General features: G+C 66.2%; 20 protein-coding genes. 12 read left to right on the top strand and 8 right to left on the bottom strand.

Annotated elements, in window-relative coordinates:
• Positions 1-256 precede the first annotated feature (256 nt).
• The 5 genes from NDI89_RS10495 to NDI89_RS10475 are packed head-to-tail and all read left to right on the top strand — an operon-like array spanning position 257 to position 5,693.
• Positions 257-847 carry an acyltransferase gene (locus tag NDI89_RS10495; RefSeq protein ID WP_277521516.1) on the top strand — a complete coding sequence of 197 codons (591 nt, stop codon included), beginning with the start codon at positions 257-259 and terminating at the stop codon, positions 845-847.
• A complete protein-coding gene (locus tag NDI89_RS10490) occupies positions 844-2,073 on the top strand; it encodes a DegT/DnrJ/EryC1/StrS family aminotransferase (protein WP_277521515.1) in 1,230 nt (409 codons plus the stop codon). Before NDI89_RS10495 ends, NDI89_RS10490 begins: the two co-directional genes overlap by 4 nt.
• Complete coding sequence (locus NDI89_RS10485) at positions 2,070-3,095, top strand: Gfo/Idh/MocA family protein (RefSeq protein ID WP_277521514.1); 1,026 nt, start codon at positions 2,070-2,072, stop codon at positions 3,093-3,095. The genes NDI89_RS10490 and NDI89_RS10485 overlap by 4 nt, the downstream gene beginning before the upstream one ends.
• Positions 3,095-4,606, top strand: coding sequence for a nucleotide sugar dehydrogenase (locus tag NDI89_RS10480; RefSeq protein ID WP_277521513.1), 1,512 nt, complete (start codon positions 3,095-3,097; stop codon positions 4,604-4,606). The genes NDI89_RS10485 and NDI89_RS10480 overlap by 1 nt, the downstream gene beginning before the upstream one ends.
• Positions 4,599-5,693: a glycosyltransferase family 2 protein gene (locus NDI89_RS10475; protein WP_277521512.1), complete on the top strand. Its 1,095-nt coding sequence runs from the start codon at positions 4,599-4,601 to the stop codon at positions 5,691-5,693. The genes NDI89_RS10480 and NDI89_RS10475 overlap by 8 nt, the downstream gene beginning before the upstream one ends.
• Before the next feature lie 210 nt (positions 5,694-5,903).
• On the opposite strand, the gene NDI89_RS10470 is transcribed toward NDI89_RS10475, so the two are convergent.
• Positions 5,904-6,110, bottom strand: coding sequence for a hypothetical protein (locus NDI89_RS10470; RefSeq protein ID WP_277521511.1), 207 nt, complete (start codon positions 6,108-6,110; stop codon positions 5,904-5,906).
• A 110-nt stretch (positions 6,111-6,220) separates the two neighbouring features.
• Positions 6,221-7,321, bottom strand: a complete 1,101-nt coding sequence (locus tag NDI89_RS10465; RefSeq protein WP_277521510.1) for a DUF354 domain-containing protein — start codon at positions 7,319-7,321, stop codon at positions 6,221-6,223.
• A 164-nt stretch (positions 7,322-7,485) separates the two neighbouring features.
• Here NDI89_RS10465 and NDI89_RS10460 point away from each other — a divergent pair, with 164 nt between their 5' ends.
• From NDI89_RS10460 to NDI89_RS10450, 3 genes are all read left to right on the top strand, one after another.
• The gene (locus NDI89_RS10460) at positions 7,486-8,466 is read left to right on the top strand and encodes a glycosyltransferase (protein WP_277521835.1); all 981 of its coding nucleotides are present in this window, start codon (positions 7,486-7,488) and stop codon (positions 8,464-8,466) included.
• An 87-nt stretch (positions 8,467-8,553) separates the two neighbouring features.
• Complete coding sequence (locus NDI89_RS10455) at positions 8,554-9,141, top strand: DUF7342 family protein (protein ID WP_277521509.1); 588 nt, start codon at positions 8,554-8,556, stop codon at positions 9,139-9,141.
• Positions 9,134-9,565 (top strand): hypothetical protein, encoded by a 432-nt coding sequence (locus tag NDI89_RS10450; RefSeq protein WP_277521508.1) that lies wholly within the window; start codon positions 9,134-9,136, stop codon positions 9,563-9,565. Before NDI89_RS10455 ends, NDI89_RS10450 begins: the two co-directional genes overlap by 8 nt.
• A 42-nt stretch (positions 9,566-9,607) precedes the next feature.
• Here NDI89_RS10450 and NDI89_RS10445 read toward each other — a convergent pair whose 3' ends face one another.
• The 4 genes from NDI89_RS10445 to NDI89_RS10430 form a co-directional block, all read right to left on the bottom strand.
• Entirely contained in the window at positions 9,608-10,588 is a 981-nt protein-coding gene (locus tag NDI89_RS10445) for an NAD-dependent epimerase/dehydratase family protein (RefSeq protein WP_277521507.1), read from the bottom strand.
• Complete coding sequence (locus tag NDI89_RS10440; protein WP_277521506.1) at positions 10,585-11,514, bottom strand: DUF362 domain-containing protein; 930 nt, start codon at positions 11,512-11,514, stop codon at positions 10,585-10,587. The genes NDI89_RS10445 and NDI89_RS10440 overlap by 4 nt, the downstream gene beginning before the upstream one ends.
• The gene (locus NDI89_RS10435; RefSeq protein ID WP_277521834.1) at positions 11,511-12,629 is read right to left on the bottom strand and encodes a Gfo/Idh/MocA family protein; all 1,119 of its coding nucleotides are present in this window, start codon (positions 12,627-12,629) and stop codon (positions 11,511-11,513) included. The genes NDI89_RS10440 and NDI89_RS10435 overlap by 4 nt, the downstream gene beginning before the upstream one ends.
• A gap of 127 nt (positions 12,630-12,756) precedes the next feature.
• On the bottom strand, positions 12,757-13,692 hold the full coding sequence (locus tag NDI89_RS10430) for a polysaccharide deacetylase family protein (RefSeq protein WP_277521505.1): 936 nt from the start codon (positions 13,690-13,692) through the stop codon (positions 12,757-12,759).
• Between the two features lie 268 nt (positions 13,693-13,960).
• Here NDI89_RS10430 and NDI89_RS10425 point away from each other — a divergent pair, with 268 nt between their 5' ends.
• Complete coding sequence (locus NDI89_RS10425; RefSeq protein WP_277521504.1) at positions 13,961-15,553, top strand: alkaline phosphatase family protein; 1,593 nt, start codon at positions 13,961-13,963, stop codon at positions 15,551-15,553.
• Between the two features lie 111 nt (positions 15,554-15,664).
• Here NDI89_RS10425 and NDI89_RS10420 read toward each other — a convergent pair whose 3' ends face one another.
• On the bottom strand, positions 15,665-17,056 hold the full coding sequence (locus tag NDI89_RS10420; RefSeq protein ID WP_277521503.1) for a PAS domain-containing sensor histidine kinase: 1,392 nt from the start codon (positions 17,054-17,056) through the stop codon (positions 15,665-15,667).
• 367 nt (positions 17,057-17,423) lie between these two features.
• On the opposite strand from NDI89_RS10420, the gene wecB reads away from it, so the two are divergent.
• Together wecB and NDI89_RS10410 are read left to right on the top strand one after the other, a co-directional pair.
• The gene (gene wecB, locus NDI89_RS10415) at positions 17,424-18,482 is read left to right on the top strand and encodes a non-hydrolyzing UDP-N-acetylglucosamine 2-epimerase (protein WP_277521502.1); all 1,059 of its coding nucleotides are present in this window, start codon (positions 17,424-17,426) and stop codon (positions 18,480-18,482) included.
• A 1-nt stretch (position 18,483) separates the two neighbouring features.
• Complete coding sequence (locus NDI89_RS10410; RefSeq protein ID WP_277521501.1) at positions 18,484-19,497, top strand: polysaccharide deacetylase family protein; 1,014 nt, start codon at positions 18,484-18,486, stop codon at positions 19,495-19,497.
• Between the two features lie 57 nt (positions 19,498-19,554).
• On the opposite strand, the gene NDI89_RS10405 is transcribed toward NDI89_RS10410, so the two are convergent.
• Complete coding sequence (locus NDI89_RS10405; protein WP_277521500.1) at positions 19,555-20,673, bottom strand: DUF354 domain-containing protein; 1,119 nt, start codon at positions 20,671-20,673, stop codon at positions 19,555-19,557.
• A gap of 266 nt (positions 20,674-20,939) precedes the next feature.
• Here NDI89_RS10405 and NDI89_RS10400 point away from each other — a divergent pair, with 266 nt between their 5' ends.
• Complete coding sequence (locus NDI89_RS10400; RefSeq protein WP_277521499.1) at positions 20,940-21,965, top strand: GNAT family N-acetyltransferase; 1,026 nt, start codon at positions 20,940-20,942, stop codon at positions 21,963-21,965.
• Positions 21,966-22,162 lie beyond the last annotated feature (197 nt).

The raw sequence follows: 22,162 nt of genomic DNA, 5'->3' as shown, positions 1-22,162 counted from the left end.
GCGAGAGACGGCGGTCGCCGTCCGTTCGGCTCGGTGATACTGTAGTTCGTGGCTACGGACGCCACAGGCCGGGGATAACAAAGCCTCGTTACCGGCTGTGTGAGCACGACTGCCCACGCGGGTATCGATTCACTATGAAACGAATACGGGACGGACCACGAGATGGATTACCGGTTCGAACGGACGCGACGGGCCGTCGTCGCGGTCGAGCGAGCGAGAACAGGGGAACCCCGCCGGACGAGAGAGGTGAGAGGCGATGAGCGAAGCGGTCCGCGAGGTGATACGCGGCGACGGTTGTCTGATCGACGACGACGCAACGGTCGGCTACGGCGAGTTCGACGACCCGACTCGGATCGGCGACGACGCGACGATCAGGGCCGGGTCGATCGTCTACGGCGACGTGACGATCGGCGACGGGTTCGCGACCGGCCACGACGTGCTGGTTCGCGAGGGGACGACGATCGGCGACGACGTCCTCGTCGGAACGAAGACGGTCATCGACGGGGAGACGACGATCGGCGACGACGTCAGCCTCCAGACGTCCGTCTACGTCCCGACGCAGACGACGATCGGAAGCAACGTCTTCGTCGGCCCGGGGGCGGTGTTGACCAACGACGAGTACCCCGTCCGGACCGACGACGGACTCGAGGGGCCGACGATCGAGGACGGCGCGTCGATCGGTGCGAACGCGACGCTGTTGCCGGGCGTCACCGTCGGCGAGAACGCGTTCGTCGCGGCCGGTGCCGTCGTTACGGAAGACGTCCCGGCCGACAGTCTGGCCGTCGGGACGCCAGCCACCGACCGGGACTTACCCGAGCCGCTCGAGGGGGCGAACCGGCTCGCATGACCGAACCGAATCCAGAGACCGACGGCGGTATCGATTCCGGTGGCGGTTCCGAGTCCGGTACTGACGCCGGTGTGGGTACCGACGGGACGGACAGCGAGCTCGGGTCGGACGGGGCGTCGACGCCGGTTCCGATCGCTGATCCGGAACTCAGTGCCGACGCGATCGAACGGGTCGAATCCGTCCTCGAGAGCGACCGGCTCGCCGACGGGCCGGAAGTGAGAGCGTTCGAGGACGAGTTCGCGACGTACTGTGGCACCGACGAGGGAGTGGCGACGGCCAACGGAACGACCGCGCTCCACGCCGCGCTCGAGGCGCTCGGCGTCGAAGACGGAGACGCGGTGATCACCTCGCCGTTTTCCTTCGTCGCGAGCGCGAACGCGATCCGACTGGCCGGCGGGACGCCGGTCTTCGCCGATATCGATCCCGAGACGTACACCCTGGACCCGGACGCCGTCGAGCGGGTACTCGAGGAGCGAGACGACATCGTCGGTCTCCTTCCCGTCCACCTCTACGGGCTGCCCGCCGACATGCCCGCGCTGTGTGCCCTCGCCGACGAACGCGATCTGTTCGTGGTCGAGGACGCGTGTCAGGCCCACGGGGCGGCGATCGACGGCACTCGAGTCGGCGGGTTCGGCGACGCCGCCTGCTTCTCGTTCTACCCCACGAAGAACATGACGACCGGCGAGGGCGGGATGATCGTCACCGACCGTGCCGACGTCGCCGATCGATCCGCGAGCTACGTCAATCACGGCCGGGACACGAGCGGCACCGGGGGATACGACCACGTCGATCTCGGCCACAACTACCGACTGACGAGCGTCGCCGCGGCGATCGGCCGCGTTCAGCTCGAGCGGCTGTCCCAGTTCAACCGCGCTCGGCGGGAGAACGCCGCCGCGTACGACGACCGGTTCGCCGACCTCCCGCTCGAAACGCCGACGGAGCCGGCGGGATCCCGACACGTCTACCATCAGTATACGGTTCGAACCGACGATCGGGACGGGCTCGAGACGACCCTCTCGGAGCGGGAGGTCGGAACCGGCGTCTACTACGAGACGCCGATCCACCGCTTGCCCGCCTACGAAACGGTCAGCACGGCCGCGGCGACGCTGCCCCGAGCCGAACGGGCGGCCGACGAAGTCCTCTCGCTTCCCGTCCATCCCGGGCTCTCCGAGCGCGACCGACGGATCGTCGTCGAAGCAGTGCGCGATCACTTTGCCAGTCAATGACTACGAACCGGAGGACGAACACAACGACCGAAGAACCGATTCGGGCCGGCGTCATCGGCGTCGGCTCCATGGGACAGAACCACGCCCGCGTCTACGGCGAACTACCGACCGTCGACCTCGTCGGCGTCACGGACCGCGACGACGAGATCGCCAGAACCGTCGCTCGCGAGCACGGAACAGAGCCAGTCCGACTCGAGGCGCTGCTCGATCGGTGCGATCTCGTCACGGTGGCCGTCCCGACCGGAGCCCACTACGAGACGGTTTCGACCTGCCTCGACGCGGGGGTCCACGTCCTCGTCGAGAAGCCGATCGCCGGGACCGTCGAGGAGGGGCAGCAGCTGGCCGAGCAAGCGCGCGAGGCCGGGCTGGTGTTGCAGGTCGGCCACATCGAACGGTTCAATCCGGCAGTCCGGACGGTCGCGGATCTGATCGACGACCTGGACGTGATCGGCGTCGAAGCCGAGCGGCTCGGCCCGCCGGTCGACCGGGCGGCACCGGGCAACGTCATCTACGACCTGATGGTTCACGACGTCGACATCGTCGGTTCGATACTCGACGCGAAACCGCGATCGATCGCCGCGATGGGGACCGACGACGGGCAGTACGCCACCGCGACGATCGAGTACGGCGACGTCGTCGCGACGGTGACCGCGAGCCGCGTCACCCAGAAGAAGGTGCGAAAGCTCACCGTCACCGCCCGCGACTGTCTCCTCGAGGTGGACTACCTCGAGCAGTCGGTGTTGATCCACCGCGATTCCTACCCCGAATACCTCTCGGGCGACGGCCAGCCCCGCTACCGCCACGAGAGCGTCGTCGAACGCCCCCACGTCGACACCGGCGAACCGCTGCGATACGAGCTCGAAGCGTTCGTCTCGGCGGTTCGAGCCGGTTCGGAACCGGTCGTCACCGCCGAGGACGGCATTCAGGCCCTCGAGACGGTCCAGTTGATCGACCGGCTCGCGACGGGGCCGACGGACGACACCGAGGACGACCCGTCCCGGGAACGGGAGGTGGAAGCCTGATGTCCGGAGATTCGACCGGCCGGACCGACGGAGCCGACGAATTCGAGGAAAGCGATTCCCGGGCGGCGTCCGGGCTGTACGGCTCGAGCCTGTCGGAGCGCCGACAGCGCAACCGGGTGACGAACGGCGAGCTCCCGGTCGCGGTCTACGGACTCGGCAAGATGGGAGTCCCGCTCGCGGCCGTCTACGCCGAGACGACGGGGAACGTGATCGGCGTGGACGTCGATCCCGCGGTCGTCGACGGGGTCACGGACGGCGAGAGCCACGTCGTGGGGGAGCCCGGACTCGACGCCCTGGTCGCCGAACAGGTCGATGCCGGTCGGCTCACGGCGACGACCGACGGGACGGAGGCGGCCGAGATGGCGCGGATCCACGTCGTCATCGTTCCGACGCTGCTGGATGACGACGACCAACCGGACCTCTCGACGGTCGAATCCGTCGCAGGCGATATCGCGGCCGGGCTCGCTCCCGGCGACCTGGTGATCGCGGAATCGACGCTCCCGCCGGGGACCTGTCGCGACGTACTCGAGCCCCACCTCGCGGCCGAGAGCGGCCTCTCGCCCGACGAGTTCGGGATCGCGTTCTGTCCGGAGCGGACGTCGTCGGGGACGGCGCTGCGGGACATCCGCGGCCGGTATCCGAAGGTCGTCGGCGGCGTCGACGCGGAGAGTACGCGAGCCGCGGCGCTCGTCTACGACGAGGTCTCGGAGAACGACGTGCACGCGGTTTCCGACGCGACGACGGCGGAAGCGGTCAAGGTGTTCGAGGGGATCTACCGCGACGTCAACATCGGGCTGGCAAACGAGCTGGGCCGACTCGCCGACGAGCTCGGAATCTCCGTTCGCGAGGCGATCGACACGGCCAACGATCTCCCGATGTGCCAGTTACACGATCCGGGGCCCGGCGTCGGCGGCCACTGTATTCCCTACTACCCGCACTTCCTGCTCGACCGGACCGACGAACCGATGGACCTGACGCGGACGGCCCGCCGCGTCAACGACGCAATGCCGTCGGTCGTCGTCGGCCGGCTCGAGCGGGAACTCGAGCGCGTCGACACCGGCCTCGCGGACGCCTCGGTCGTCGTCCTCGGGATAACGTATCGCCCCGGCGTCGAGGAAACCCGCGCCTCGCCCGCGATCGGCGTCATCGAGACCCTGCTCGAGCGGGGAGCGGACGTCGCGGGCGTCGACCCGCTCGTCGATCCGGCCGACTACGGCGCGCGCCCGGTCGCGACGGACGACCTGACCGAGGAGGCCTTCGACGCCGCCGTGATCGTCACTCCCCACGAGGCGTTCGACCGAATCGACTGGGACGCCCTCGAGCCCGCGGTCGTCGTCGACGGACGAGACGCGGTCGATCTCTCGGAGACGGCACATCGCGAGTACGCCTTCGCGGGCTCGAGCGACGGCCGGCCGCCGCGTCCTGAGCGACCCCCCGCTTCGGAGACCGGATCGACGCCGGCGGACGGCGAACCGACGCCGCGGCCGACGGACGGTGGAACCGATGTATAAGGGCAAACGGATCGGCGTCGTCGTGACGGCCTACGACGAGGCGGCGTTCGTCGGTCGCGTCATCGAGACGGTCCCGGACTTCGCCGATCGGATCTACGCCGTCGACGACGGCTCGCCGGACGAGAGCTGGGACGTGATCCGACGCGTCGCCGAGAGCATCAACGAGACCGCGGCCGATGGAGACGCCGAACCGGCGCTCACGGTGGCCGACGGGGGGGACGACCGGCGCGTCGTCCCGATTCGTCACGAGGAGAATCACGGCTACGGTGCGGCCGTCAAGACGGGCTATCGTCGTGCCGCCGACGACGGGATCGACGTCGTCGCCGTCATGAACGGCGACGGGCAGATGGATCCCGCGATTCTCGATCGGATCATCGACCCCGTGGTTACCGGCGAGGCCGACTACGCCAAGGGGAACCGACTCCTCCATCCCGAGGACCGCGAGGACATGTCGCGGTTCCGGTTCGTCGGAAACGCCATGCTCACCGGCCTCTCGAAGTTCGCCTCGGGCTACTGGTCGATCGGCGACCCCCAGAACGGGTACACGGCCATCTCGGCGGAGGCGATCGACGGGCTCGACCTCGAGTCGATCACCGACCAGTACGGCTTCCTCAATCACCTCCTGACGCATCTCAACGTCGCGGGGTATCGGGTCGCGGACGTACCGATGTCGGCCGTCTACGGCGACGAAGAGAGCAGTATCAAGTACGTGCCGTTCGTCCGGTTCGTCTCGCTGCTGTTGCTCCGGAGTTTCTGCTGGCGGCTGAAGACGCGGTATCTCGTTCAGTCGTTCAATCCGGCGGTCGTCTTCTACGGGACGGCCGGCCTGGGTCTCGCCGGCGGGCTTACAGGAATCGTCGGCTCGCTCGGCCGGGCGGCGCGAGGCGAGGACGGCATCGCGGGCGTGGTCGCCTCGTTCGTCGCCGCGTTGCTCGGTCTCGTCTCCCTCGGCACCGCGATCCGGCTCGACGCCGAGGCGAACGAACCCCTCGAGGTCCACTCGGTCGATCGCACTGGAACGGCGAAACGGGATCGAGAGGAGAAGGAAGACGAGGACCGAACACAAGCACGCCCGCGCTCACGGTAGCGTCGGGCTCGAGGACCGAGACGTCGGTCGAACCGCGTCGCGTTTCCGCGACGACGGGGGACGGTACCAGCGGTTTCTACAGTAGCCACTGCGAGTCGATGCAAACCCGATCGCGCGACGGCTGTGCGATCAGTGTGTGAATAGTCGCAGTGGCTACGATACCGGCGGTGGCGGAACGGGACGGTGTCTACTCCGAAACGGACCGCGGACTCACTCGATGGAGTACGTGACGATGTCCTCGCTCTCGCAGGCGGGACACCGATTCGTCCCGGCCGAGACGTTCGTTCCGCAGTTTCGACACTCGTAGACGACCGTGACCGTCGGGACGCCGTCGCCGTCTTCCGAAGCGGATTCGGGAGTGTCCGCCGCGGTGTTCCGGCCGGGTAACAGTTCACTGAGGAGTGTGGAGAGACTCATAGAACGGGGGCTTGTCGGACCTTTTCCGGATACGAATAAAAGTGTTTCGTGACCAACGAGACGGCAGTCGTTTCGGTGAGACGGTATCGGCGCGAAGAGCGAACGAACCCTCAGATCGTCCGTGAACGCGGCTGTAGTGCTCGTTTCGTCGACCCGTCGAGTCGGCCGGGTTCGCCTCGAGACGTGGCCACGTCGACGAGGAGGTCGGTGAGGTTCACCAGCCCGCCCACGTACTCCCGCCGTCGGCTCTGCCACCGGTCGCCTGCGTCGTCGGCCGCGAGAATCTCGAGGGACCGATCGCGAATCGCCTCGTACTCGTCGAACTGTTCGGCCAGACCGGCGCGCTCGAGTTCCCGGAACTCGCCGTACTCGTGGTCGTCGGTGCCGCGATACCGGAACGCGGGCGTTCCGAGGAGCGCGGCTTCGGTGGCCATCGTCCCGGTGTCGGCGACCAGCAGCGAGGCCTCGGCCATCGCGTCGTGGATCAACGCGGGGTGGAGGTCGTACGGCCGTGCGGGAAGGTCCCGGAGGTCCATCTCGTCGCCCTCGTCGGAGACGAAGACGGTCGCCGCTTCGCTCAGCCGCTCGATCAGGTCCCGTCGCTGGTCGGGACGAAACCCCTCGAGGCCGGCGTCGTGGAGCGCGTCGAGGGCGTTGAATCGGACGATGACGTACGGTTCGTCCGGACCGACGTCGAGGTACTCGCGGATATCGCCGTTCGTCTCGAAGACGTCGGGATGGAGATAGGCGCACTCTTTGAAGCCGTCGAAGGTGTAGTGGTCGTCGCCGAGATCGCGGCGGGTGACCGCCGGCGAGAGGATGCAATCCGCGAAGGGTCGCGAGACGGTGTGATTGAAGTCCCCGGGTTCGTCGTCGAGCACGAGTACCACCGGCGTCCGCGTGAGCGTCCCGGCGTAGGCGGCGAAGGGGCCGCGACCGAAGACGACGTCGGGAGCGAACCGAAGCGCTTCGATCCCGATCCTGCAAAACTGGCCGCCGAGTTCGCGGGCGAACTGGAGCGTCGAGTACCCGTCCGTCCGGTGGCGGCCGTACGCTCGGTAGGGGAGGTCGAAAAAATCGAGTAGATCGGTCGTACAGGCGTATTCCCGGGTGAGAACGAGCACCTCGTGTCCCGCTTCCTCGAGGCGATCGACGGTGTGTCTGTACAGGTGAACGTGTGCGGGCGTGTTTGCCAGGACGAGAATCCGCATCGGTGTTCGCTACCCCCTCTCGACTCTTTGTAATCGCATAGCTACACCGCCCCTTGATCGAACGTCGACGTGTCCGGCCCTCACATGCCGGTGTACGTGAAGAAAACTCTCGAAGCGGTGTGGCTAACAAAACGACGCCGATCCCTTCTTTCAGCTGCTTCGAGATGGACGTCCTCACGCTCACGACGAACGCCGACGCCCCGTTCATGATCCAGCAGATGGCCGCGCTCGAGGACCGGGGCGTCTCGTTTTCGACACTGTCGGTCGCCGGCGACGTCGACGCCGATACCGACCGAAGCCCGGTGGATTACGTTCGCACCGTTCCGAAAGTCGTCCGAGAGTCCGGGAACGGATACGATCTGATCCACGCCCACTACGGCCTGACGGCGCCGATGGCGCTCGCACAGGTCCGGAAACCGGTCGTCCTCTCGCTGTGGGGATCGGACGTACACGGACCCGTCGCACCCATCAGTCGACTCTCCGTCCCGCTGTGCGACGCGGTCGTCGTCATGTCCGAGCGGATGCGCGAGGCCATCGGCGGCGAATGCACGGTGATTCCGAACGGCGTCGATCTCGAGACGTTTCGGCCGGAACCCCGGGCTCGAGCCCGATCGGCGGTCGGGTGGGACGACGGGGACGCACACGAGGTGCTATTCCCGTACCCGCCCGCACGCGAGGTGAAAAATCATGCCCGGGCCGAGCGGATCGTCACCGTGGTCGACAACCTCCTCGAGCGGCCGGTGCGGCTCCGGACCGTCTACGGCGTCGACCACGACGCGATCCCCGACTACATGAACGCCGCCGACGCGCTCCTGTTGACCTCCGACAGCGAGGGCTCTCCCAACTCGGTGAAGGAGGCGCTGGCCTGTAACCTCCCCGTGGTCGCCCTCGACGTGGGCGACGTCCGGGAGCGGCTGGCCGGCGTCGCCCCCTCGCACGTCGCCACCAGCGACGACGAATTGATTCGCGGACTGATCGACGTCCTCGAGCGGGGCGAACGATCGAACGGCCGGGAGGCCGCCCGCGAGGTCAGTATCGACCGGACCGCAGAGCGGATGCTCGAGGTCTACGAGCGGGTCGCCGGAAAGAGGATCGAAACCAGCGGTGAAAAACGGCGAGCACAGGGCGTCGATCCGCTCGAGTGAGGGACCCGTCGGGCACCACTCGACGGGAATGGACAAAGCATAGTTTTCAGGCCAAAAGATATGTTCTGTCAGTCCGTAGAACGGCGCATGGGAGAAGACGGCATCCGGACCGCCGACATCGATCCGTTTCCGGAGACGGACGGCGACGCCGGGGTGAACGAAACGGCCGAACGAGAGTGGACGGCTGCAACGACGGCGTTCGAACGCGTCGAGGCCGTGCTCGGTCGAACGACCGACTGGCAGAGCGCGAGCGAGATCGCCGATCGGGCTCGCGTCTCCGAACCGACCGCCCGCAAGCATCTCACGGCGCTGGCCGAGACGGGCCACGCGGCGACGGCGGAGACCGAGACTGCGACCCGCTTTCGTCGCAATCCGGACCGGCGACGGCTCGAGCGAGTGCAGCACCTCGCCGACGAGCATTCGCGCGGGGACCTGGAGACGACCATTCGCGATATGAAAGCGCGGATCCGCTCGTTCGAAGACGAGTACGGAGCGACGAGTCCCGAGGAACTCGTCGAACTGCTGGAGGCGGACGACGAAGACGGCTGGGACGACCTCTCGCGGTGGAAGACGACGCGTCGAAACCTCGCGTTCGCGAAGACCGCCCTCTCGTTCAAAGAGACCCGACTCGTCGACTCGAGGAGTACCGGGGAGGAACGCGCGGAGAATGCCTGAGGAACGCGGCCCGATCGACTGGGACGCATTGCGGGCAGTCGAGGGCGTTTTCCGAGACCGACTGAACGGATTGGTCTCGGACGTCGAGTACGTTCCGAACGCGATCGATCCGGTCGAATTGCGGATTACACTCGGCGTCGGGTTCGAGGCGAACAGCAGCCGATTCGACGTCCAGTGGTGGACGAATCACGGATACAAGTACCACTACAGCGAAGCCGACCTCGAGTTTCGGTTCGGCTGGGAGATTCGACCGAACTATCCGGACAAACACTTTCATCCGCCCGAAAACCCGGCCGAACATCGCGAGTCGTGTATCACACACGAGGAACCCGAACTGGTCACGCTCGCCGTTATCAAGTGCTGGTGGGACGCGCTCGAGGCCGGCGATCCCTCGACGCTGAACGTGAACGACAATCCGCCGTGACCGTGATCGCCGTCCGGTCGGCAGGATTCCGGCGATTCGCGACTACTGTACTTCCGCCCGATACCACGCCATCGCCTCGGGCACGTGCGCCTCGAGGGGCTGATACTCGTAGCCCAGCTCCTCGCTGGCTTTCCTCGAGGTGTAGAACAGCCGCTGTGTCGCGAGGCGGGCCATCTCCCGGTCGAAGGGGAACACCCGGCGATCGGCGACGGCGTCGACGGCTTCGGCGACGGGGCCGGCAGCGCGGATCGCGGTCGCGGGAACGCGGATCCGTGCGGGGGAGCCGTCGGCGGCGTCGGCGATCCGGGACACCGCCCGGTCGTAGGTGAGGTTCTCGCCGCCGAGGACGTAGTGTTCGCCGGTGGTGCCGCGTTCGTACGCCGCCAGTAGGCCGTCGACGACGTCCGAGACGCCGACGATGCTCAGGCCGCCCGGCAGGTGGGCGGGCATGGTCCGGTCGACGCCCATCGCGAGCAGCTGGGCGGTGAACGCCTCGTCGCCGGGGCCGAATATCGACGTCGGGTGGACGGTGACGGCGTCTCCGTCCGCCTCGGCGTATCGATCGACCAGCGCCTCCGCCTCGGCTTTCGACGCCTGGTAGGCCCCGATCGGTTCGGCCACGTCGGTCTCGTCGGCGAAATCCGCGTCACCCTGCGGTCGGCGCGTCCCGGCAGTGCTCGTAAACACCACCCGGCCCGCATCGGTACGGCGACACGCGTCGAGCACCTGCTCGGTCCCGTCACGGTTCACCTCCCGGACGGTCTCGGGGCCGGCGTCCCAGAGGCCGATCCCCGCGAGGTGGAAGACGGCGTCGGCACCGTCGACGAGTTCTCGCAGCGACCCGTCGTCGAAGAGATCGCCGACGTACCAGTCAACGTCGTCGAGTTCGCCCCGGTCGGACGTCGGCCGACTGAGCCCGCGAACCGTCCAGTCCGCCTCGAGCAGGCGGCGACAGAGGGCCGTCCCGAGGAACCCGGTCGCGCCGGTGACCGCCGCGGTCCGAGATTCGGTCGTCGCGGTCATCGACCACCCTCGAGTTGCGGCGGGACGGCGTCGCCGGCCACGGCCGCGTAGACGCGGTAGGCCGCGGAGAGGGCGGGATGCGTGTCGTCAGCCGGTGGCAACCCGCCCGTCGGAATCCGATCTCGGAGGCGTTCGAGGTCGACGTCGGCTCCGTCGACGGCGACCGGTCCCTCGTCCCCGCGAACCGTCTCGAGCGCGTCGTCGCTCTCGATCGACCGCCCGAGCAGGGAGGTCGCGACGGCGTCGACGGCGTCTGCCGACCCCGCGAAGAGCGTATTCGCTGCGACGGGGTCGCCGCCGTAGGCGATCGTCGCGTCCAGCACGGCGACCGCGGGGTCGAGGACGCGCGTCGCCGCGACCGGAGCCCGCGAGGGAGCCGCGTCGCACTCGACGAGCGAGCCGAGCGTTCGCATCGCACCCGCGACCGGTCCGTCCTCGGTCGGCCGGAGCGACGGCACGACGACCACGCGACTCTCGACGAGGCGATCCGGAACCGAGAGCGGGATCGGACGCTCGTCGATCGCGCAGACCTCCTCGGTCCGAGCGTCGTCCGCCAGATCGACGAGCGTCGCGTCGAATCGCTCGAGCAGGCTCGCATAGCCGAGATACGCCGCTGTTCGGTCGAAAGAGATCCGCTCGTCGCTCGCCCCGGCGACGGCGATTTCCGCGTCCGTCCGCCGCTCGAGGCGGGCGACGACCGAGCCGACGACGGCGGGGTCCGTGACAATGCCCGACGAGGGGTGGAACGGGTAGTGTGCGTCCGGCACGACGGTGATCCGATCGGCGTCCGCGAGCGTCTCGAGCGCCGGCCCGAGCACGTCTCGAACCGGCGACTCGAGGGCGGCCATCCGGGCGTCGATATCGGGAACCCACCCGCGGCGATCGGCGCCGTCGACGGCGGCCGCGCGGACCGGTGCGGTGCTCACGGGGACACCTCCGGCGTCTCGAGGTCGTCGGCGGCCGCGTTCGATTCCCCGCGCTCCGCTGCGAGGTCGTAGGCCCGTTCGGCGAGCGCGAGCGCGCGCCGGCCGTCGGCCCCGTCGATCGGCGGCCGCTCGCCCTCGCGGATCGCGGTACAGAAGTCCGCGAGCGCGTCGTAGTGGGCCTGGAGGTAGAAGGTGGGGCCGAAGACGTCCGGGTCGTCGCCGGTGAGTCGGCTCGCGAGGTTCGACAGCGCCGATGTAGCCGCGCCCGCGTAGAAATTCCCCGGCAGGTGGTCCCGGTTGCTGATCGTCCCCGTCACGCCCTCGAGGCGCAGCCGGGTGTTGACCTCCGGCAACTGCTCCCACTGGTAGGTGCCACAGTGGAGCGTGATCGTCGTTCCCGTCTCCGGCGCTTCGACGAGTACGGTCGCGGCGTCCTCGGCTTCGGTGTCGAGCGTCCGCCCCATCGCCGCGTCCCTGACCTCGAGGTCGCCGAACAGCCACTCGAGGACGTCGAAACAGTGAATCCCCAGTTCGAACAGCGAGCCGCCGCCGGCCGCGTCGGGGTCCGTGGGCCACTCCGGCGGCGCCTCGCGGGCGGGCGGTCGCCCGAGCGGGTGGTCGTTGAGTCGCGTGATCGAGGCGTAGGGAACGTGGCCGACGCTCCCCTCGTCGTAGGCCTCCTTGACGCCCGCCACGTCCGGCTGGTAGCGGAGCGTGTGATCGACGCCGACGGCGATCCCCGCCTCGCGGGCGGTCTCGAGCAGCCGATCGGCCTCCTCGGTCGAGCGGGCGAGCGGTTTCTCGACGAAGACGTCGACGCCGGCCTCGGCGGCCCGCTCGACGGCGTCGGCGTGGAGGAAGGGGGGCAGCGCGACGACCGCCGCGTCCAGCTCCTCGGACTCGAGCAGCGTCCCGTAGTCGTCGTACGTGCGAGACACGCCGGCGCGTTCGGCTCGCGTGCGGTTCTCGGGAACGGCGTCGGCGGCTGCCGCGACCTCGACGCCGGACATCGCGACTGCCGATTTCAGGTGTACTGAGCCGATGTTTCCGACCCCGAGAACGGCCAGCGAAAGTCCAGTCGAGCCGGTCAATCGGTTCAAAAGCGGTAGTGCCATCTGCCAGAGACCGGGGCCGGAGCGGGCTTTGTTATCAGCGTCGTATCGATCCGGGGCCGCGTGTAGCATCTCGTTCACGCTCGCTCGCCCGCTGTAGCCACGGAATTCGATCACGGCGGCCGACAGGTCAGTTCCAGCTCACGGTCGGATGGCCGTCGGCGACCGTCGACACGCCGGTGACTCGACGGGCGACGTCTGCCATCGTCTCGACGGTCAGCTCGGTCTCGGAACGGCGCTGATCGAGGTAGGCGAGGATCGCACGCATGCGACGATCGTCCCGTTCGCGGGTCAGGTTGTTCGGGTGGAGCCACATGTGGAAAATACCGTCGTTCGTCGCTGCTTCGTCGATGCCGTACCGAGCGAGCGCGACCATCGGATCCTCCCAGACCGATTCGGCGACCGTCCGCGCGGGCCCCTCGAACCCGAAGAGGAATATCGAAGCGGGGATGTCGACGAGCCCGTGTTCGTCGATGGTGGGTTCCACGAGTATCGATCGGTTGAGCACCGTCAGGTCGAACATACACCGAACGCCGTATCCGGTCGGCGATTTGCTGCGATAGGCTTTGATCCCCTGGTCGGCCAGGACGTCACGGTGACCGACGTCGTTGCGCGGATAAACGAACGATTTGACCGACTGGTTCCAGTCCGAGGCGATTTCGATACTGCGCTCGAGTTCGGCGACCGCGAGCTCGCGGTCCGTCTCGGGTCGACCGAAGAGGACGTGGGAAAACGAGTGGCTGGCGAACTCGTGATCGACGTCCGACTCGAGGGTTTCCCGCACGAGGTCCGGACCGAAGCGCAAGTCTTCGCGATCCCGCCAATCGCTTCGTTCTCGTTCGAACCAGCCGTTCGGGGCCGGATGATCGGCGTGCTCCCCGTCGCAGCGATCGAGCAGCAGGTGACCGACGACCGCCCAGGTCGCCGGAACGTCGTACTCCGAGAACAGGTCGAGTAAAACCGACCAGCCGCGGCGACCGGCCTCGACCCGTTCGGACGGCGGCGTCGGAAGATCGTGAAAGCCCCAGCCCAGTTCCGCATCGAGAGAGATCACGACGCTACCCACAGCAACCACCCCATCGGTCCTGTTCCATAGCCCAACTGCTTTCTCTCGGATATCTTTGTTATGAATGTCTTGCCTGAGCCACTTGTCCTCATCGTGAGCGTACGCGGCCAGTAAGCGGGAATTGTGCGCGACCGCCGGTGAGGTTCTCAGTAATTCGATCGAACAAGAACACGTCAATCGAGCCGGATACTGAAGCATCTCTATAACAAAGCGGTCCTCGGTCGATCAGCAGGTTAGCAGGCGTTCGTAGCGTCTCAACTGTTCAATCATGAGCGGATCTACAATACCCTCCGAGCGAGCGTTCGTGCTCGGACTCGACGGCGTACCGTGGAGACTCATCGAGCGATGGAGCGACGAGGGTGAACTTCCGAACATCGCCCGAGTTCGCGAGGAAGGGGCGTCCGGAACGCTCGATAGCACGCGTCCACCGACGACGCCGCTCGCGTGGCCGTCGATCGCGACGGGCGTCTGGCCGGACAAGCACGGCATATACGGCTTTCAAAACCTCTCTTCGGAGTACAGTCACGAAATGTATACGAGCCGCGATCTCGCACAGCCGGCCCTCTGGGACCAGCTCGGACCGTCACACGTCGGAAACGTGCCGATGACGTATCCGGTCCGCGAGATCGACGGCACCATGGTCACCGGGATGATGACTCCCTCGACGGATCGGGAGTTCGCGCATCCGCCCGAGCTACAGGACGAGATCGACGCCCGGATCCCGAACTACGAGATCAGCCTCGACTACCCCGAGTACGCCGATCGACCGGACGAGTTCGAGGCCGCCGTCGACGAGATGCTCGCCAAGCGCCGCGAACTCATGCGGATCCAGATGGATCGGGCCGGCGACGACTGGCAGCTGTTCTTCTTCGTCTACACCGCACCGGACCGGTTCCAGCATCTCGTCTGGGACATGGATCGATTACTTGCCCACTACAAGAAACTCGATCGGATCGTCGGCGACGTCGTTGACTACACGGACGACCACGACGCGGACCTCTACATCGTTTCCGACCACGGCTTCGGCCCGATCGAGGAACTCGTCTACGTCAACCGCATCCTGGAACGAGAGGGGTACCTGTTCCAGCGCGAGGACGAGGGTACTCGAGGGGCGCTCGCCAGCCTCGGTATCTCCCGCGACGCCATTACCGGCGCACTCAGCCGCGTCGGAATCACCGAAGAGACGCTCGTGCAGTCCCTCCCCCGACGGCTGGTCGACTCCGTCGCCGAACAGATCCCCGGCGATCACGCCCTCTACGACGTCGACTACGACCGCACCGTCGCGTTCGTTCACGATACGGGCAACTGCTACATCAACGACACCGACCGCTTCGATCGCGGTCTCGTCGCCCCGAGCGAAGTAGGGCAGGTGAAAGCCGACATCAGGGCAGCGCTCGAGTCCGCCACCGACGAGAGCGGCGACCCGCTACTCGAGGTTCACGACGGCGACGAACTGTTCCCGACGGACGACGAGTCCCCGGATCTGGTGGTCAGCGGCCGCGGGGCCTACGAGTCCCGGAGCGGGATGGCCGAATCGGTCCTCGGCGACACCGGTACCTACGAGGCGAGTCACCGCAGCGAGGGGATCGTCCTGTGTCGCGGCCCCTCGATCGAAGCGGGGGCGACGTTGCGCGGCGCCCGCGTGGTCGACATCGCACCGACCCTGCTTCACGGAATCGGCGAGCCGGTGCCGAAAAACGCCGACGGGCGGGTGCTGTTCGACGCCTTCGACGACGACGCCACGCCGGCGACGACCAAAGTCGAACGCACGGCGACGAGTCGGCTCGAGACCGACGAGGAGGTCGACGAGGAGTTCGGCGACGTCGAGGATCGACTGAAGGGACTCGGGTACATGGAGTGACGGAGGCCCGCCGATCGAGTGCCGGGCGACACGTGACGCTGTCCGCACACCGTCCTCGACAGATCGCGTTTTCGGTCCCGCAGCCGGTGCGGTCGCGCGATGTCCGCACAGTCAGGACCGGTCCCGCTTGAGCGATACGGTGATGACGTTACCCGTTTCCGATCGGTCGAAGGAGACGTGGCCGTCCGAGAGATCGACGACCCAGTAGACGAGCCAGAGCCCGAGTCCGGACGTGTGATAGACGTCGTCCATTCCCCAGTCACCGGTCAGGACGCGGAATTCGACCTCCGGAATCGGCGGGCAATCGTCCCGAATCTCGATGTCGACGGTTTCCGGCCCGGACCGAACGGTCACCGACAGCTCCGGATGGCCGTCCGCGGCGTGCCGAACGGCGTTCTCGAGCAGTTCCGTGATCGCCAGTTCGACCTCGTGGAGGGCGGTCGCCGTCGCCGACTCCGGCATCGTCGTTTCGATGGTCGCGTTCGGGTACCGGTCGCGTATCGTTTCGATGGCGTCAGTGACGAACGGGACGAGATCGACCGCGCTCGGAACCGTGTTCCCGGTGAGCAGATCGATAATTTCGCGTTGCTTGTCGGTGCTCTCGAGGAGATCCCGGCCCTGCTGTTGAATTATCTCTGCGCGTCCGCGAGCCGGGTCGGACGCCTCGCTGGCGATGCACTCGGCGTTGCCGAGGATGACGGCCATATCGTTTCGCAGGTTGTGCCGAAGCAGCTTGTCCATGACCGCCAGTTGGCGTTCCCGCCGCCGTCGGTCCGTGATATCTCGAGAGAAGCCGACGATCCGGACCACCTCGCCGTCCTCGACGATCGGTTCGGATCGCACCCACACCCACCTGCTGTAATCGGCCTCCGGATTGACGCGATACTCGATGTCGACCGATTCGCCGCTCGAAGCGCGTTCCATCGCTTCCCGAACGCAATCGATGTCGTCGGGGTGGACGACCTCGAGGAACTGCGTCGGGTCCTCCCGGAGCGCCTCGACGGGGCGGCCGAAGACGTCCTCGTAGGCCGGGTTGACGAACAGGAGCTCGGACCAGTCGCCGCTGAACATCCATAAGACGTCGCCGACCGTGCCGGCGATCGTGCGGAGTCGGCTCTCGGCGTCGCGGCGGTCCCGTTCCGCGGCCACCTGCTCGGAGATGTCCCGAGAGCTGACGACGTATCCCTCGAGGGTATCGTCGGGGAAGTCGGTGAAGCGACTTTCCAGCCACACCCACTCGCCGTCGCTGGTCGCGTGGCGATAGCGGACCGTCGCCGACGGCTCGTCCGACGAACCGATCGCTCGGAACTGTGCCGCGACCGTCCGTTCGTCGTCCGGGTGGACGTAGTCGCGGGCCGACTGGCCGATGAGCTGGTCCGGTTCGTAACCCAGGATCGCCTCGCTCGCCTCGTTGACGTAGACGTACTGCAACTCCTCGTCGACGACGGCGATTTTGTCCTGCGTGTACTCGAGCAGGAACGGTGTCAGCTCTCCGATCTCCATTCGCCTGATCTGGTATGATTTGGGAGAGGGGGCAGAAAAACGTGTGGGAGTTATTAGCATTCAAGCGCCGCCCGGCGGAGACCCGTCGGTCGACCGTCCGAGCGCGGACCGGACGGGCCCGCCGGCGTGGTCGCGTTCCGCCGCAGCGATCGTGACTGTCCGGTATGCGATTATTTACTAATGTCCTGTCTCCGCTCCGATGTAATCGGTCACAGAACGTTATGAACGGAGCCCAGATTCGAAACGGTCCAGTCGCCCGTAGCGGCGTCCGGCCCGTCCACGACAACGGTGCCACTCGTCCGGTTCGAAGAGAGCGCGTCCACGCGCTCGCCACGCGATCCACGCGACCGACCGGGGTGGCGATGCGATGAGGGTGCTGTCGGTGGTCGGTGCCAGACCGCAGTTCGTCAAAGCGGTCGCCGTCTCACAGCAACTCGAGGGAGACCACGAGGAACTCCTCGTCCACACCGGCCAACACTACGACGCCGAACTCTCCGAGGTGTTTTTCGACGAACTCGCCCTTCCGGAACCGGCGTATCACCTCGGTGTCGGCTCCGCTCCCCACGCCGCACAGACGGCCGAGATGATGACCGAGTTGGAGCGAATCGTCGACGCCGAGTCCCCCGACGTCGTCCTCGTCTACGGCGATACCAATTCGACGCTCGCGGGCGCGCTCGTGGCGGCGAAATCGTCGCCGCTCCTCGCTCACGTCGAAGCCGGCTTGCGATCCCACGATCGGTCGATGCCCGAAGAGACGAATCGTCGGCTCACCGATCACTGCTCCGACGTCCTCTTCGCTCCGGGGCCACACGCGAAGCGGACCCTCGAGGCGGAGGGGATTTCGGAGAACGTGTACGTCCCGGGTGACGTGATGTACGATACGCTCCTCCAGATCCGGGAGCGACTCGGCGGCGGCCCGACCGGCGAGCCCGCCGTTCCCGACGAGTACGTCCTCGCGACGGTCCACCGCGCGAAGAACACGGACGATCGGGAGCGACTCGCGGGGATCGTCGACGCACTGACGCGACTCGCGACGCCGGTCGTCTTCCCGGCGCATCCGCGAACGGTCGACTCGCTCCACGAACACGGCCTCTGGGAGCAGTTGACTGCGGACGTCCGCGTCATCGACCCCGTCAGCTACACCGAGTTCATCGAGCTGGTCGAGGGTGCCCACTGCGTCGCGACGGACTCCGGCGGGGTCCAGAAGGAGGCGTTCTACCTGGACACGCCGTGCGTGACGCTCCGCGACGCGACCGAGTGGACGGAGACGGTCGATGCCGGATGGAACGAACTCGTCGGGGCGACGCCCGAGCGGATCGTCGACGCCGTTCGCGCCGCCGAGAACCCGCCGTCAAAGCCCGACCTGTACGGAAACGGGAACGCGGCGGCTCGCATCGTCACCCACCTCGAGCACCACGTGGGCTGAGATGACGACGGATTCCGACCCCCGAACCGACCCCGCCCCGACGACCGAAGACGGAGCCGATCGACCGCCGCTCGGAGGCGACCGGATAGCCGATCTCCAGCGCGACCGGTCCCCCCTCCCCGACGATGCCGCGTTCGCGCTGTGTCTGACCCACGACGTCGACCGCCCGTACAAGGGACTCCGATCGCTGTACTACGCCCTGCGAGAGCGGCCGGGGTATCACCTGCGAACCGCGCTCTCGTCGTCGAATCCGTACTGGCAGTTCGACGAGATAATGGCCCTCGAGGAGGCGTTGAACGTCCGATCGGCGTTTTATTTTCTGAACGAACAGCACCTGCTGACCGATCGGTCGGTACGCGAGTGGCTCTCGCCGGCGAACTGGGTCCAGCACCTCGGCCGATACGATATCACCGCCCCCGAGATCGTCGACGTCGTTCGCGAGCTCGACGCGGGCGGCTGGGAGGTCGGGCTCCACGGATCGTACCACTCCGCGGACGATCCGAACCGGTTGCGCGAGGAGAAGACCGCGCTCGAGGACGTGCTCGGCCGGTCCGTCACCGGCGGTCGGCAACACTACCTGCGGCTCTCGGTCCCGGAGACGTGGGAGCACCACCGTGCGATCGGCCTCGCGTACGATGCGAGCCTCGGCTCGAGCACGGACTGCGGATTCCACGCGGGATACCGGCCCGTTCGCCCGTTCGACGACGACTTCCTCGTCTTCCCGCTGACGATCATGGAGCAAGCGCTCCCGGATCCGGGTGCCGACTTCGAGGCCGCCCGCGAGATCTGCGAGCGTCTGCTGCAGGAAGCGGCTGAGAACGACGCCGTGATGACGGCACTCTGGCACCCCCGCTACTTCAACGAGCGGGAGTTCCCCGGCTATCGATCCCTGTACCGATGGCTCGTCGAACGCGCACTGGAACTCGGCGCGTGGGTCGGGTCGCCTCGGGAACTCCGCGCGGAACTCGAGGGCGACGCGCGCGGCGAGTCACGGGTTTCGAGCGTCGGACCGTGAGCCGGAACGGCTATCGGAGACCGAAATCGGTCGGGAACGGTGGCCGGCCGTCGAGGATCAGTCGCTGCCGACGCCGATCTGCGGTTTCGGTTCGGTTCGGTTCGGCTGGTCGAACTGCCGGACCGAATCGAGCCCGCTGACGTCCCCGCGGGCGGACGCGATGTCGACGATCACGTCGGTGAGATTCGCCGTCTCCGAGAGGAACTCGTTTCGTCGCCGTTGCCACGTTTCGTCGACGGCGTCGTCGCGAAGCAGGGTCGTCGACAGCTCGAGGATCTCGTCGAACCGAGACACGTTGTGGATCAGCCCCTCGTTCTCGAGTTCCAGGAAGTTCCCCATGTCGGAGTCGCCGACGAACGAGTTGGAGCGGATCGCCGGCGTTCCGAGCAGCGCGGCTTCGGTGACCATCGTCTGCGTATCGGCGATCAGCAGCGTCGCCTCGGCGAGCGCGTCGTGCATCAACGCCGGGTGGAGGTCGAACGTTTGCGCCGGGAGGTCCGCGAGGTCCACGCCGTTCCCTTCGTCGGAGACGAGGACCCGCGCGTCGTCGCTGAGCCGTTCGACGAGGCGCCGACACTGGGCGCCCGTGATCCCCTCCTTGCCGACGTCGTGTTGCGATCCGAACGCGTTGAGCCGAATGATCGCGTACGGTTCGCCGGGGTCGAGCTCGAGACGCTCCCGGATCGACGGGTTCGGCGCGTAAACGTCCGGGTGGAGGTACGCGCACTCCTTGAACCCCGAGAACACGTAGTGGTTCTCCCCCAGATCCTTCCGGAAGGTGTGAGGTGTGAGGATGGCGCGAGCGAACGGCGTCGAAACCGAGTGGTCGAACGACGCCGGTTCGGAATCGATGAGCAGGACCGTCGGCGTCCGCGTGACTGCGCCCGTGTGGGCCGCGTATCCCCCCATCCCGAAGACGAGGTCCGGATCGAACCGTCGCGCGTGCCGGATGGCTCGCACGTAGTGCATCGGCAGGCGACTCAGCAGCGATCCCTTCGACGTGTCACAGTAGCCGTAGACCTCGAAGGGGAGCTCGTACCACTCGAGCAGATCGACCGTACAGGTGTACTCTCGAGCGAGGACGAGCACCTCGTGTCCTCGCTCCTGAAGCGCCCGTACGGCGTGTTTGTACAGGTGAACGTGTGCCGGCGTGTTCGTGAAGAACAGGTATCTCATGTTGAAAGCCACCGCATTCTGGACGAAGAATAGGCAATTCACCGTGTTTGTTATCTCGGCCGTACCGATACGCTCCAAGGAACGTATCAAAATAGTCGACTCTAGTGCAGTCAGTATAAATCAGTAGTGCGGACATACCGGGAATCTCGATAGTGGCTCGAGCGCACTACTCGCTCGAGAGACGTGCTTTCATCAGTATCGATGACCCTCCACACGCGCTTACAGAGCGAATAACAAGGTCATCAGTAAGGACACGATGAAGTAGTATGGACGTCAAACGGATCGACCTCGAGGAGTGGGGCGACGCACTGCCGACATCCGGGTACGAAGTGTTTCACGAACCGGCGGCACTCTCCGTCCTCGAGGATCACACGAATGCGGATTTACAGTTGTACGGTGCCTACAAGGGCCAGCAAGCAGTGGGGTTACTACCGGTATTCGTCACCGACCGATCGATCGGGCGGGCGGTCCTCTCGCCACCGGTTTCGCTCAGCGTTCCTCGCCTCGGGCCGATCGTCACTCCCAACAGCCCGAAGCGTCGCAAACGGGAACGAATCAACAGCGCCCTGGTGGAAGCCGTCGTCGACGACCTCGACATCGAGAAGCGATCGACCCTCTTTCGGATGACCTGTCCGGTCGACTACGCCGATCCACGTCCCTTTCGCTGGAACGACCTCTCGGTGGAACCGGAGTTTACCTACGTCGTCGATATCGAGGACGCCGACGACCTCGAGGACGCCATGGCGGGGTTCAGCAAGAGCCTTCGAAACGAGATGCGTCGGTACGACGAGGTCGATCTCTCGATCGAGACCGAGGGCATCGACACCGCCCTCCGGATCTACGACGACGTCGTCGACCGGTACGAACAGTACGACGACACCGCACCGATGTCGCGCGCGTTCCTCCGCGATCTCCTCTCGAGCCTGGACGACGACCGGTGGCGGGTGTACGCCGCGCGGACCCCCGACGGAACGTACAAGAGCGGGATCATCACGCTCTACTCGGGCGATTTGGCCTACTACTGGCACGGCGGAGTCACCGCCTCCTACGACCACGTGAGCGTCAACAACCTCCTCCATCGGGTCATTCTGGACGATCTAGTTACCGATCCCGAACTCGAGACGGTGACTGGATACGACCTCGTCGGTGCGAACACCGAACGGCTCTGTGAGTACAAGGGGAAGTTCAACGGGGAGCTCCGACCGTATTACGTGATCGAGTCGTCGGGACTCGGAATGCAGGTCGCAAAGACAACATACAAAAAAATCTCCGGTTCACTGAGCAAGGGGTAAGCCATCATCAGTCGGGATAGTCCTCGCGGGAAGGATTTATTTTTCGAGCACATTAGTCTTCATCTCCTCGCGCAGATATTACTTCATCCCACTTATTAAGAGAATCCAATAAAGATTATCTACGTGGTGTAGGACCATAGCAGACTACTGTTAGCTCAACGTATCACTATGTTCTTGAAATGTTTATATAATGACTA

Source organism: Natrinema salsiterrestre (assembly GCF_029502005.1).
Taxonomy (GTDB): domain Archaea; phylum Halobacteriota; class Halobacteria; order Halobacteriales; family Natrialbaceae; genus Natrinema; species Natrinema salsiterrestre.
The sequence above is the reverse complement of the archived record's forward strand: the minus strand, read 5'-3'. Positions and strand labels throughout refer to the sequence as shown.